This is a genomic window from Streptomyces sp. NPDC058195 (assembly GCF_042883525.1).
Lineage (GTDB): Bacteria > Actinomycetota > Actinomycetes > Streptomycetales > Streptomycetaceae > Streptomyces.
The window spans coordinates 118,302-131,485 of the sequence record NZ_JBHVVM010000020.1 but is presented as its reverse complement, the minus strand read 5'-3'; the positions used below and the strand labels follow the sequence as shown (position 1 = coordinate 131,485).

Annotated in this window: 11 protein-coding genes; 5 read left to right on the top strand and 6 right to left on the bottom strand. The window is 73.0% G+C overall.

All coding sequences use genetic code 11. From position 1 onward, the window contains the following. The 4 genes from ccrA to ACFVWY_RS24175 all read right to left on the bottom strand — a co-directional run bounded on the left by ccrA (window position 1) and on the right by ACFVWY_RS24175 (window position 5,283). The gene (ccrA, locus tag ACFVWY_RS24190) at window positions 1-1,374 is read right to left on the bottom strand and encodes a crotonyl-CoA carboxylase/reductase (protein WP_389876024.1); all 1,374 of its coding nucleotides are present in this window, start codon (window positions 1,372-1,374) and stop codon (window positions 1-3) included. A gap of 361 nt (window positions 1,375-1,735) precedes the next feature. Then, on the bottom strand, window positions 1,736-2,530 hold the full coding sequence (locus tag ACFVWY_RS24185; protein ID WP_389876022.1) for a GNAT family N-acetyltransferase: 795 nt from the start codon (window positions 2,528-2,530) through the stop codon (window positions 1,736-1,738). Window positions 2,531-2,594: 64 nt separating this feature from the next. Next, complete coding sequence (locus ACFVWY_RS24180) at window positions 2,595-3,410, bottom strand: TetR family transcriptional regulator (protein ID WP_389876020.1); 816 nt, start codon at window positions 3,408-3,410, stop codon at window positions 2,595-2,597. Between the two features lie 91 nt (window positions 3,411-3,501). Next, a complete protein-coding gene (locus tag ACFVWY_RS24175) occupies window positions 3,502-5,283 on the bottom strand; it encodes a 3-hydroxyacyl-CoA dehydrogenase family protein (protein WP_389876018.1) in 1,782 nt (593 codons plus the stop codon). 361 nt (window positions 5,284-5,644) lie between these two features. Between ACFVWY_RS24175 and ACFVWY_RS24170 the strand changes: the two genes are divergently transcribed. Next, entirely contained in the window at window positions 5,645-6,226 is a 582-nt protein-coding gene (locus ACFVWY_RS24170) for a HEAT repeat domain-containing protein (protein WP_389876017.1), read from the top strand. A 13-nt stretch (window positions 6,227-6,239) separates the two neighbouring features. Here the strand turns inward: ACFVWY_RS24170 and ACFVWY_RS24165 are convergent, their stop codons facing one another. Both ACFVWY_RS24165 and ACFVWY_RS24160 read right to left on the bottom strand, forming a co-directional pair. Continuing rightward, entirely contained in the window at window positions 6,240-6,758 is a 519-nt protein-coding gene (locus ACFVWY_RS24165; RefSeq protein ID WP_389876016.1) for a GNAT family N-acetyltransferase, read from the bottom strand. A gap of 95 nt (window positions 6,759-6,853) precedes the next feature. After that, on the bottom strand, window positions 6,854-8,464 hold the full coding sequence (locus ACFVWY_RS24160; RefSeq protein ID WP_389876013.1) for an alpha/beta hydrolase: 1,611 nt from the start codon (window positions 8,462-8,464) through the stop codon (window positions 6,854-6,856). Window positions 8,465-8,710: 246 nt separating this feature from the next. On the opposite strand from ACFVWY_RS24160, the gene ACFVWY_RS24155 reads away from it, so the two are divergent. The 4 genes from ACFVWY_RS24155 (at window position 8,711) to ACFVWY_RS24140 (ending at window position 13,168) form a co-directional block, all read left to right on the top strand. After that, window positions 8,711-9,154: an SRPBCC family protein gene (locus ACFVWY_RS24155; RefSeq protein ID WP_389876010.1), complete on the top strand. Its 444-nt coding sequence runs from the start codon at window positions 8,711-8,713 to the stop codon at window positions 9,152-9,154. A 262-nt stretch (window positions 9,155-9,416) separates the two neighbouring features. Beyond that, the gene (locus tag ACFVWY_RS24150; protein WP_389876008.1) at window positions 9,417-11,924 is read left to right on the top strand and encodes an MFS transporter; all 2,508 of its coding nucleotides are present in this window, start codon (window positions 9,417-9,419) and stop codon (window positions 11,922-11,924) included. Between the two features lie 188 nt (window positions 11,925-12,112). Further along, a complete protein-coding gene (locus ACFVWY_RS24145; protein ID WP_389876006.1) occupies window positions 12,113-12,337 on the top strand; it encodes a hypothetical protein in 225 nt (74 codons plus the stop codon). Window positions 12,338-12,448: 111 nt separating this feature from the next. Further along, complete coding sequence (locus tag ACFVWY_RS24140) at window positions 12,449-13,168, top strand: methyltransferase domain-containing protein (RefSeq protein WP_389876004.1); 720 nt, start codon at window positions 12,449-12,451, stop codon at window positions 13,166-13,168. Window positions 13,169-13,184: the final 16 nt, after the last annotated feature.

Below are 13,184 nucleotides of genomic sequence, written 5' to 3'. Positions count from 1 at the left end.
TCAGATGTCCCGGCTGTGCGTGTCGGTCCGCTCCGCCGGTGTGCCGCGGAACAGGTTGATCGCGTCGAGGTGCCGCTCGCGCAGCTCCGTGTCCCGGACACCGAGTCCCTCGCGGGGCGCCAGCGCCAGCACACCGACCTTGCCCTGGTGGAGGTTGCGGTGGACGTCGTACGCGGCCTGGCCGGTCTCCTCCAGGGAGTAGACCTTCGACAGCGTGGGGTGGATCTTCCCCTTGGCGACCAGGCGGTTGGCCTCCCACGCCTCGCGGTAGTTGGCGAAGTGCGAGCCCACGATCCGCTTCAGCGACATCCACAGGTAGCGGTTGTCGTACTCGTGGTGGTAGCCGGAGGTCGAGGCGCAGGTGACGATGGTGCCGCCCTTGCGCGTGACGTAGACCGAGGCGCCGAAGGTCTCGCGGCCCGGGTGCTCGAAGACGATGTCCACGTCCTCGCCGCCGGTCAGTTCGCGGATGCGCTTGCCGAACCGCTTCCACTCCCTGGGGTCCTGGTGGTGCTCGTCCTTCCAGAACCGGTAGCCCTCGGCGCTGCGGTCGATGATCGCCTCGGCACCCATCCGGCGGCAGATGTCCGCCTTCTGCTCGCTGGAGACGACACAGATCGGGTTGGCGCCGCCCGCCAGCGCGAACTGGGTGGCGTACGAGCCGAGTCCGCCGCTGGCCCCCCAGATCAGCACGTTGTCGCCCTGCTTCATCCCCGCGCCGTTGCGCGAGACGAGCTGGCGGTACGCGGTGGAGTTGACCAGGCCCGGGGCCGCGGCCTCCTCCCAGCTGAGGTGCTTCGGCTTCGGCATCAGCTGGTTGGACTTGACCAGCGCGATCTCGGCGAGGCCGCCGAAGTTGGTCTCGAAGCCCCAGATGCGCTGCTCGGGGTCGAGCATCGTGTCGTTGTGGCCGTCGCTCGACTCCAGCTCCACGCTGAGGCAGTGCGCGACGACCTCGTCGCCCGGTTTCCAGGCGTTGACGCCGGGACCGGTGCGCAGGACGACGCCCGCCAGGTCCGAACCGATGACGTGGTACGGCAGGTCATGGCGCTTGGTGAGCTCGCTGAGCCGCCCGTAGCGCTCCAGGAAGCCGAAGGTGGACATCGGCTCGAAGATCGAGGTCCAGACGGAGTTGTAGTTCACCGAGCTCGCCATGACGGCGACCAGGGCCTCACCGGGGCCGAGTTCCGGCACCGGGACCTCGTCCAGGTGCAGCGACTTGCGGGGGTCCTTGTCACGGGTGGCGAGCCCGTGGAACATCTCGGTCTCGTCCTTGTGCACGGTCACCGCGCGGTACGACTCGGGGATGGACAGGGCGGCGAAGTCGCCGGCCGTGCTGTCCGGCGACTGGATCGCGTCCAGGATTTCCTTCACGGGGTGCCTCCGGCGGGTGGGGGCGCTGAGGGAACGCTTGAGAGTCCCTGCGGGCAAGAGGGGATGCGGTGGGCGGAGAGGGTGGTGCCGTCGGTCCGGCGGTCGAAAGCTTCGGCGTGCTCTGTGGAGCGGAAGGGGTGCCTGTGACGCAGGCGTCCGGGCGTGCGGGCGTATCGCCCGCCGGGACAGCCGTCGTACGCGAGTTCTCGGTACGCCGGCCGCCCGGACCACTTCAACGTATGGCACTCCGTGACACGTGGCAAGGCACTCCGTGCCAACAATTTCTCTCACATGTCGACGCGTGGGCACCGATGAGCGCTATGTGGGGTGTTCTGTGCGGAAACGCCCGGTGAATGATCGATCAGTGGGAGTGGTGCACGAACGGCGTTGTGGTGCTCAGCGCCAGGAATCCGAGCCGCTGGAGGATGGGTCGGCTCATCTCGGAGGCGTCCACCTGGAGGAAGCGGTAGCCGCGCTCCGCCGCGATCCGGGCGCGGAAGGCCACCAGGGCCCGGTAGATGCCCTTGCCGCGCCACTGCTCGACCGTGCCACCGCCCCAGAGCCCCGCGAAGCCCGTGCCCCGGTACAGCTCCATCCGGGCCGAGCTCACCGGCTCGTCGCCCGCCATCGCGAGGACGCCGACGAATCCGTCCGGGTCCTCGGCCAGCCGGGCCAGCACCTGATGCCGCAGCCGCGACCAGTCCGAGCCGAACGCCCGCTCATGGGCGCGGGCCATCAGCTCCACGTCGTCCGCGTCCCGCACGGTGCGCAGCCGCACCCCCGCGGGCAGCGCCACCTCGGCCGAGAGTTCCCCGACCGGGGCGACCAGGAGGGTCTCCGGCTCCTCCGGTTCGAAACCGGCCGCCAGCAGCCGGTCCGCCAGACCGGCCGGCCGGTCGTGCCCGTACAGCTTCCACTCGAACACGTCGTGCCCGAGCGCCGCGTAGCGCGCCACCTGGGCCGCGATCACCGCGTCGGCCCGCGCGGGGCCGAGGTCCGGCGCCGACCAGACGACGCCGTTCCAGTCGTCGGCCGTGCCGACCTGGCGTACGACGTCTCCGGTGCGCTCGACCCGGACGCCGGGCCCGTCCGGGCGGGCGTGCTCACGCATCTCGCGGTCGAAAAGGGCCAGCAGTGTGGCGGGATCATGATTCATCCGGCCACCACAGCACCGGCGGCGCGGGGGCGGCAAGCGGGTTTCGGCCGGGGCGGGCCCCGGGTCAGCGGTCCCGGAGCGCCTGCTGGATCGTGCGCATGACCTCGTCGAGGGGCGCGTCCGTCCGCGCGACGGCGACCAGCACCTCGCCCTGGGACGCCACCGAGGCGGCCGGCTGCGGCGCGGACTCGGCGCCGACGGCCCGCCCGGCCCCGATGCCGGTGCCGAAGGTGTCGCGGACGATCGCGAAGGCGTGGTCGAGCTGCGCCTCCACATCCCCCTCGCCGCCCGCCCGCAGCCAGCGGCGCAGCACATGGTTGTGCGCGGTGACGACGGCGGACGCCGCGACCTCCGCCAGCAGCGGGTCGTCGTTGCCGACGTGATGGTCGCGCTCGTCGAAATGGCCCAGCAGATAGCGGGTGAACAGCCGCTCGTAGCGGGCCACCGAGGCGATCTCCGCCTCCCGCAGGGTGGGCACCTCGCGGGTCAGCTTGTAACGGGCCACGGAGACCGCGGGCTTCGCCGCGTACATCTTCATGACTTCCTTGATGCCCCGGCAGACGGTGTCGAGGGGGTGCTCGTGCGCCGGTGCCGCGTTGAGCACGGCCTCCGCCCTGACGAGGGTGTCGTCGTGGTCCGGGAAGATCGCCTCTTCCTTGGAGCGGAAGTGCCGGAAGAAGGTCCGGCGGGCGACCCCGGCGGCGCCCGCGATCTCGTCGACGGTCGTCGCCTCATAGCCCTTTGTGGCGAACAGCTCCATGGCCGCGGCGGCCAGCTCACGGCGCATTTTGAGCCGTTGGGCGGCGGCGCGGGTGCCTGCGGCACTTTCCGGGGCGTCGGGCGCTGCGGTGGCACGGGAGGACCTGGCGGGCTGGGACATGGTGTGAACGTACTGCATCGGGCCGGGGGAGTGTGGCCGTGGGGGAGGGCCGCCCGACGGATCGAGCAGCCCTCCCCACCCGTCCCCGCGGTCAGCGGCGGGCATGTTCCCGGAAGCCGCGCCCCGTCTTGCGGCCGAGGCAGCCGGCGGCCACCAGGTGTTCGAGCAGCGGTGCCGGGGCCAGGCCCGGGTCGCGGAACTCGTTGTGCAGCACCTTCTCGATGGCCAGCGAGACGTCCAGCCCCACCACGTCGAGCAGCTCGAACGGGCCCATCGGGTAGCCGCCGCCCAGCTTCATCGCGGCGTCGATGTCGTCGAGGCTCGCGTAGTGCTCCTCGACCATCTTGATCGCGTTGTTCAGGTACGGGAAGAGCAGCGCGTTCACGATGAACCCGGCCCGGTCCCCGCAGTCCACCGGGTGCTTGCGCACCGCTGCGCACACCTCGCGGACGGTGGCGTGGACGTCGTCGGCGGTGAGCACCGTACGGACCACCTCGACCAGCTTCATCGCCGGTGCCGGGTTGAAGAAGTGCATCCCGATCACGTCCTGCGGGCGCGAGGTCGCCCGCGCCATCGCCACGACCGGCAGCGAGGACGTGGTGGTGGCGAGGACGGCACCCGGCTTGCAGACCTTGTCCAGCGTCCCGAACAGCTGCTGCTTGACCGCCAGGTCCTCGGCGACGGCCTCCACCGCGAGATCGACGTCGGCGAAGGCGTCCAGTGAACCGGCCGGGGTGATCCGGGCCAGCGCCGCGTCCCGCGCCCCGGCCGTCAGCCTCCCCTTGGCGACGGAGCGCTCCAGGGACGTGGCGATCCGGGCCTTGGCGGTGTCCGCCTTCTCCCGTCCGCGCGCGGCGAGCACCACGTCGTATCCGGCCTTCGCGAAGACCTCGGCGATTCCCGAGGCCATCGTCCCGGAACCCGCCACCCCCACCGAGCGCACCGGGCGCCCGGCCGCCGCCGATGCGCCGTCCTTCGGGGTCAGCGCGTCCGGCACCACGTCCTGGCTCCCGGCCTGCGCGTACGTGTAGAAGCCGCGGCCCGCCTTACGGCCGGTCAGCCCGGCCTCGCTCAGCTGGCGCAGTACGGGCGCCGGGGCGTGCAGCCGGTCGCGGGACTCGGCGTACATCGCCTCCAGGACGGTACGGGCGGTGTCGACGCCGATCAGGTCGAGCAGCGCGAGCGGGCCCATCGGCAGCCCGCAGCCGAGCCTCATCGCCGCGTCGATGTCCTCCCGGGAGGCGTAGTTGGCCTCGTACATCGCGGCGGCCTGGTTGAGGTAGCCGAAGAGCAGCCCGTCGGCGACGAAGCCCGGCCGGTCGCCGACCGCGACCGGCTCCTTGCCCAGGCTGCGGGCGAGCGCGGTCACCGCCTCGACGGCGGGGGGCGCGGTCAGCACCGAGGAGACGACCTCGACGAGCTTCATCGCCGGGGCCGGGTTGAAGAAGTGCAGTCCGAGCACCCGCTCGGGACGCAGCGACTCGGCGGCCAGCCGGGTCACCGACAGGGCGTTGGTGCCGGTCGCCAGGATCGTGGCCGGAGAGACGATCGTGTCGAGCTCCCGGAAGACCTGCTGCTTGATCTCGTACGACTCGGGCACGACCTCGATCACCAACTCCGCCTCCGCGGCGGCCCGGAGGTCGGTGCAGGCGCGGAAGCGGGCGAGGGTCTCGCTCCGCTCCCGGTCGGTGATGCGCTCGCGCCGCACGGCGCGGGCGGTCGCGGCCTCCAGCGCGGCGACGGCCCGGCGGGCGGCCGCGTCGCTGGTGTCGATGCCGATGACCTGGTGACCGGCGCGGGCCAGGACCTCGGCGATGCCGGTGCCCATGGTGCCGAGACCGACGACGGCGATGGTGCCAAGAGGGGTGTCCATCACGGGACTCCAGAGAATGAGTGACGACTGAGAGAGGACGCGGCGCACGCCGGAAGGGCGAACAGGCGCTGCACACGCGGGAGTTGCGTGTCGTGGAGAGACGGGGCCGGGGTGCGGCGGGCGCACCCGGTACCGGAAGGGGTGACGGACTCTGTCCCAAAGTCACGTCTGGCAGAACTGCCGAACCGACAAGCACTCCGGGTGGCTGCGTCACCAGGCCACCGGAGCAGACGGGGATTGTGTCCCGCTCACTTGAGATTAACCGTGGGGTAACGAGCGCGCCAGCCCCGGATCGCTGTGCGCCGTGCCACATTCACCCGGCCCCTCGATACGCTGCGTCCCCGCCGATACGCTGAGGGTCATGGACGAGGAGTTCCGGTCGCTGGCGGACCGGCTTGCCGACGAGGCGGAGGCGGCCGGGCAGTCGGCCGCCTTCCGCGCCCTGCTCGCCACCGAGGACGGTGAAGCACTGGCCCGCGTCCTGGTGGAGCGCGAACGCCCGCTCTGGGCCCGGGAGATGGCCGCATTCCGGCTCGGCTGCGGTGGTGACCGGCGGGCCTTCGAGGCGCTGGTCCTGCTGCTCAACCACCGCGACCCGGAGCGCTGCGTCTCCGCGGCCCATGCCCTGGTGCGCCTGGGTGATCCCCGTACCCCCAGGGCCGCCGCGGCCCTGGCGACCAACACCCTGCGCACCGCCTACGCCCTGCATCCGGTGCGGCTGCTCACCGTGCTGCGGGCCCCGGAGTCCGTGCCCGCGCTGATCAGCACCCTGGAGCGGCTGCTGGCACCGGACGAGCCCTACTGGCGGGTGGCGCTCGCCTGCGTGGAGGGGCTCGGGCAGCTGCGGGACGAGCGGGCCCGCCCCCTCCTGGCGGTCGTGGCGGCGCACCCGAGACTGGGCGGCGCGGCCCGCGACGCGCTCGACCGGCTGGGCACGCCCTGAAGCGGTCCCGGGCTCAGCGGCCCCCGGGCCCGCCGGGGGCGCGTACGTACCGCACCTCGGGCACACGCACGCCGTCCGCCTCGAAGGACTCCTCGGCTCCGTCCGGCCCGAAGCCCGCGCGCTCGTGGAAGCGCCGGGCCCGGACGTTCTCCCTCAGCACCCACAACTCCAGCTCCACCAGCCCCTGCGCCGCCGCGCGGGCCAGCACCTCGGCCATCAGGGCCCGCCCCGCCCCGGTCCCGGTCTGCTCGGGCGTCACGTAGAGCGCGTGCAGCCCGCCCCGGGCGGGCGGTCCGGCGGGCTCGCGCAACGGCCCGCAGCAGGCCCAGCCGATCACCCCGGTGCCCGGCCGCTCGGCCACCAGGTTCACCGGAGGGCCGCCCCGGGCGAGCGCGGCGCGGCGGCGCTGCGCGTCCTCGGCGACGTCGCGCTCCATGGCGTCGAGGCAGGACGACGGCACCAGCCCCGTGTACGCCGCCCGCCAGCCGCGGGCGCGGAGCAGGGTGACCGCCTCGCAGTCGTCGGTGGTCATGTTCCGTATCCGTGTGCCGGGGGGTGCTGTGCGGCCCAGCGGGCCATCCTGGCGTACCCGTCAGGACGGCCCGTGCGCGGACCGGTTGACCCGGGTCAGGCGCGGGTGCCGAGCATGCGGTGCAGGAGGGCGCCCCGGCTGCCGGAGTCCGTGCGCCGCACCGTCTTCGCGGCGGGCGCGTCGGCCAGCGGCTCGGGCTCCGGCTCGGGGGTCCGGGGACACACCGCGTCCGCGATGTCCCGGCCGTGCCGGGCGCGGGGGACGACGCCCTTGGCGAGGTAGTCCGCCAGGTAGGAGTCCAGGCAGTCGTTGCCGCCGAGCGTGATGCCGTGATTGCCGCCGCCCTGCTCCACGACCAGGCTGGAGCCGTGCAGCCGCCGGTGCAGGGTGACTCCGCCCTGGTACGGGGTGGCCGCGTCGTCGGTGGCCTGGAAGAGCAGCACCGGCCCGAGCGCGCGGTTGGAGACGCGCACCGGGTTCAGCGGTGCGACCGGCCAGTCGGCGCACGGTGCGTTGTACCAGTTGTTGTTCCAGGTGAAGAAGGGGGCTTTGGCGTGCACCCGGCGGCTGTCGCCGAGCCAGGTGTTCCAGAACGGGGGCCACCGGGCGTCGCGGCACTGCACGGCCACGTAGACCGAGTACCCGTTGTCCCCCTCGGCGTCGACCGCGCCGAACCTCTCGTACGCCTCCACCAGCGCGTCCTGGTCGCCGTCGTTCGCGTAGGCGGCGAAGGCCCCGGCCAGGCGCGGCCAGTACCCGTCGTAGTAGCCGCCCGGCAGGAAGGTGTCCTCCAGCTCGCTCGGGCCGACCTTCCCGCCCGCGGGCCGCCGCTCGACCGCCGCGCGCATCGCGTACCAGGCGCGCTCCACCTCTGCCGGGCCGGTTCCGAGACGGTACGTGGCGTCGTGCTTCGCGACCCAGGCGGTGAACGCCTTGTGGCGGGCGTCGAAGGCGAGGTCCTGGGCGATGTTGGCGTCGTACCAGACGTCGTCCGGGTCGACGTTGGAGTCCAGGACGAGACGCCGCACCCGCTCCGGGAACAGCTTGGCGTACACCGCGCCGAGGTAGGTGCCGTAGGAGTACCCGAAGTAGTTGATCTGCCGGGCGCCGGTGGCCCGCCGGATCACGTCGAGGTCCTTCGCGGCGCTGACGGTGTCCAGGAACGGCAGCAGGTCCGGGTACCTGCGCCCGCAGGCCTCGGCGAACGACCGGGTCCGGTCCCGGTTGGCCCGCTCCGCCGCGGGAGAGCCGGGCACCGAGCCGGGGCGCACCGGAGCGAAGTACCGGGGTACGCAGTCCAGCGCGGGTCTGCTCCGGCCGACGCCGCGCGGGTCGAAGCCGATCACGTCGTACTGCGCGGCGACCTCCTCCGGCAGCGCGGAGGCCACGAATCCGGCCATCGTCAGGCCGCTGCCGCCGGGGCCGCCCGGGTTGACGAGCAGGGGGCCCTGGGACTTCTTCGCGGTGTGCGGGACGCGGGACAGGGCGAGCGTGATCCGCCGTCCCGACGGATCGTCATGATCGAGCGGCGCGCTGACCGTCGAGCACTGGAGCCGCGGGTACGCCTTGGTGGCGCAGCCGGTCCAGCGCAGGTGCGCGGCGGCGGGCCGCGCGCCTGCGTCGGCGGTCGCCGGGGGCGGCACGGCGGTCACCAGACCGGCGACCGCCACGCAGACGGCGAAGAGAATTCCCGAACGTTTCGTCATAGGGCCTCCCGTGGTGGGGAAAAGACGGCTGCGCGGGGCGCGCCCCCTCGCCGCATGCTCCCCGCATTCGCACCGGATAGGACCTGTTATGTCGAGACTTGACCCATTTGACCGCTTTGGTTGTGCCGGGCCGGCGAGCGGGGCGCGACCGCTTCCCGTTCTTCCTGCCGGGCCGGATTTTGAGCGGCGCCCCGGAGGTGATTGGCTCGGGATTCCCCCGAACAACCGAGTGCTGGAGGAACAGCCATGGCGCAGGTCGAAGCCACCACGGAGCGAGTCATCGCGGCGGACGCGGAGACGGTGTTCGACACGCTGGCCGACTACCAGGAGGCCCGGGGCGCGATCCTGCCCGGACAGTTCAGCGAGTACGAGGTGCGCGAGGGCGGCGACGGCGAGGGCAGCCTGGTCCACTGGAAGCTCCAGGCCACCAGCAAGCGGGTGCGCGACTGCCTGCTGGAGGTCACCGAGCCCACCGACGGGCAGCTCGTCGAGAAGGACCGCAATTCCTCCATGGTCACCACCTGGACCGTCACCCCGGCCGGTGAGGGCAGGTCGAAGGCCGTCGTCTCGACCGTCTGGAACGGCGCCGGAGGCATCGGCGGATTCTTCGAGCGGACCTTCGCGCCCAAGGGGCTCGCCCGGATCTACGACGAGCTGCTCCAGAACCTCGCCGCCCGCGTCGAGAAGTAGGACCCTGCGCCGGTCCCGGGCCCGTGCCGGGGCTTGGCGGACCGGCTCCGGACCCGGTCCGAACGCCAGACCAGGCCCGGACCGCGCTTGACCGGCCTCACCGGTTCGAGTGGTCTTCACCGTGCGGCGGCAGTGCGCCGCAGCGGCTCCCACCGGGAGCTAAGCCGCTTCGCGCGCGCCGTCGGCGCCCCCGTCGCGTTTGCCCTCGCTCCTCGCCCAGTGCGAGAAAAGGGCGGCGCAGACGCGACGAGGGGAGCGGCACGTGGTGGGTGGGATCACTCTGTTGGAGGAGGAGCCGGGAGGCGAGGAGACGGCCCGTCCGGCCGCCGCGACCCCGCAGTCCGTCGGACCCTTACCGGTGCAACGCTCCGGGTCCTGTGCCCCGCCGGGCGGGACCGAGGGGAGGGACCGCGGCGAGGGCGGACCGGAGACCGACCCCCGCCGCATCCGCCTGATCTTCATCGGGCTCATGCTCACCCTGCTCCTCGCGGCGCTCGACCAGATGATCGTCGCCACCGCGCTGCCGAAGATCGTCGGCGAGCTGCACGGCCTGGAGAAGATGTCCTGGGCCGTCACGGCCTATCTGCTCGCCTCCACGATCGGCCTGCCGATCTACGGAAAGCTCGGCGACCTCTTCGGCCGCAAGGGCGTCTTCCAGTTCGCCATCGTCGTCTTCGTCATCGGCTCCGCGCTGGCCGGCTGGTCCCGCACCATGGACGAGCTGATCGCCTTCCGGGCCGTCCAGGGCATCGGCGGCGGCGGGCTGATGATCGGGGTCCAGGCGATCATCGCGGACGTCGTACCGCCCCGGGAACGCGGCCGGTTCATGGGCCTCATCGGTGCCGCCTTCGGGCTCGCCTCCGTGGCGGGCCCGCTGCTCGGCGGCTTCTTCACCGACCACGCCTCCTGGCGCTGGTGCTTCTACATCAACATCCCGTTCGGCCTGGTCACCCTCGCCGTCATCACCGTCGTGCTGAAGCTCCCCAGGCCTTCCGTACGGCCCCGGCTCGACGTCCTCGGCGCACTGCTGCTCGCCGCCTCGTCCACCTGCCTGGTGCTGCTGACCAGCTGGGGCGGTACGGAGTACGCGTGGGGCTCGCGCACCATCCTGGGGCTGGGCGCCGGGGCGGCCGGAACGGCCGTGCTGTTCCTGGTCGTCGAGCGCCGGGCGGCCGAACCCATCATCCCGCTGCGGCTGTTCCGCGACTCGATCTTCAACGTCACCGCGCTCGTCGGAGCGGTCATCGGGGTGGGACTGTTCGGTGCCGCCAGCTATCTGCCGACCTTCCTGCAGATGGTCGACGGCGCCACCGCCACCGAGTCCGGGCTGCTGATGCTCCCGATGATGGGCGGCATCGTCATCGCGTCCGTCGTCTCCGGCCAGCTGATCTCCCGCACCGGCCGCTACCGGATCCACCCCATCCTGGGCAGCGCGCTCTCGGTGGCCGGGATGTGGCTCCTCTCGCTCCTGGACGCCGACACCCCGCGCATCGAGTACAGCATCGCGCAGGCCGTGCTCGGCATCGGGATCGGGCTGGTCATGCCGGTGCTGGTGCTCGCCGTGCAGAATTCCGTCGCCCCCGCCGACATCGGCTCCGCGACCAGCGCCAACAACTACTTCCGGCAGATCGGCGGCAGCGTCGGCGCAGCCGTCTTCGGGACGCTCTTCGCCGGACGGCTCGCCGACGCGCTCGCCGTCCGGCTGCCGTCCGGCGCGGACCTTCCCGACCCCGAGTCCATCACCCCGCAGCTCGTCCACGCGATGGAACCGGCGCTGCGCGACAGCTACATCCAGGCGTACGCGGACGCGATGCCGCGGATCTTCCTCTACCTCGTGCCGGTGCTCGCACTCGGCCTGATCTTCGCCTTCTTCCTCAAGGAGAAACCGCTGGTGTCCCACCACAGCCCCGACAGCACCGCCGAGTCCGCGACCGTCCCGGCCGCCCGCGCGGTCCCGGCCCTCCCGCCCGCACCGGCCGCCGAGGCCGCCGCCCCGCCGCTCTCCCCGCGCTCCGGCGTGGCGGTCTCCGGCAGCGTCCAGCACCCCGACGGCACGCGGGTCTCGCGGGCCGCGCTCACCCTCATCGACGTCCAGGGGCGGCAGGTCGGCCGGGGCGCCAGCGGCGACGACGGACGGTACGCGCTGAGCGTGCCCGGCGCCGGTTCGTACGTCCTGATCGCCGCCGCGGGCGGACACCAGCCCCAGGCCGTCAGCGTCACCGTGGGCGAGCGGCCCGTCGACCTCGACGTGGTGCTCGGCGGGGCCGGACGCCTCGCCGGGATCGTCACCACCGCCGACGGCACCCCGGTGCGCGATGCCTCGGTGACCCTCACCGATGTCCGTGGTGAGGTCGTCGCCTCCGCCCGCAGCGGCCGTGAGGGCGGCTATGTGATCACGGAGCTGGTGGCGGGCGAGTACACCCTCGCGGCCAGCGCCCCCGCCTTCCGGCCCGCCGCGCTCCCGGTGAGCGTGCAGGCGGCCCGGGAGACCCGGCAGGACATCGAGCTGGCGGGCGGAGCGGTGCTGCGCGGAGTGGTGAGGGCGAACGGCGGCAGGCCCGTCGAGGACGCCCGGGTCACCCTGCTGGACGCGGCGGGCAATGTCGTCGACACCCTCACCACGGGCACCGACGGCGCGTTTCGCTTCGTGGACCTGTCCACCGGCGAGTACACGGTGATCGCGGCCGGATATCCGCCGGTGGCCACCGTCCTTCAGGTCGCGGGCGGCGGGCGCACCGAGCGCGATCTGCAACTGGGCCACGAGGACTGAGAACCGGGGAGCGACGGGCCAGGGAGGGCCCCGGGCGGATACCGGCCCGGCGGCCGGCGAGGACCGGTCGCCGGGCCATACCGTGGAGTCACACACCGGGGAGACTCCCCCATGGACCGCGAGGTTCCGGTCCGGCGCTCGCCCGTGCCGTACGACGCCGCGACGGGCCGGGCTCCCCGGGCCGCCCCGTGGAGCCGCGCCCGGTCCGTGCCGACGCCCTGTTCCGCGAGGCAGGCGACGACGATCCGGCCACGCTGCCCGACGCCGCCCACGACGACGAGGCGGGCCGCGGCCCGCGCGTGGTGGGCGGCCTCGCCCGAGCCCGGCGGACCAGCGGCACGGAGCGCGGCAAGACCGTCTGGTCCGAGCAGGTGATCGACGCGGTCCCGCGCCCGCGCCCGTCCACCAGGTGAGGAACGCCCCGTCCCCGGGACGGTCGGGCCGTCCCCCTTGCCCCCGCCGTCCCGGGACGGTAGGCCGGTTCCGGACAGGGGAACGCCCCGGACCCACACCAGGGAGTGCGCATGAACGTGTCGCCGCGGTACCGCGAGGCCTGGGAGGGCTACTGGACCGCCACCTCGGACACCCCCGGTGAGGCGATCTGGGACGCCGACCCGTCCGTCACCGCCGTACCCGACAGCGAACGGCTGCTGCCGTACGCCGACCCCACGCTGCCGGTCGTCGACCTCGGCTGCGGCAACGGCACCCAGACCCGCTGCCTCGCCACCCGCTTCGTCCGTGCGATCGGGGTGGACCTCTCCCACGCCGCCGTGGCGCACGCCCGTCGCGCCGACCCCGGGAACACCGCCGAGTTCGCCCAGCTCGACCTGGTCGACGCGGTGGCCGTGGCCGGGCTGCACGAGCGGATCGGCGACGCCCACGTCTACCTGCGCGCGGTGATCCACCAGAGCGAGCCCGAGGCCCGGCCCGCCGTCGCCGCGGCGGTCGCCACGCTCGTGGGAGAGCGGGGACGGGCCTTCGTCACCGAACCGACCCCGGCCTCCAAGGACGTGCTGCGGCAGGTGGCCCAGGCCCCGGACGGCCCGCCGGAGAAGCTGCGCCGGGTCCTGGAGCACGGGCTCAGGCCCGCCGAGGCCACGGAGGAGGAGGTGCGCCGACTGCTCCGGGAGACCGGCCTCACCCTGCTGGACGAGGGCGCGGGCACCCTGGCGCAGACCGCGTACCTGCCCGGCGGATCGCGTGTCGAACTGCCCGCGCGCTGGTTCGTCCTGGGACGTACCTGAGCCGTGTGCCGCAGTC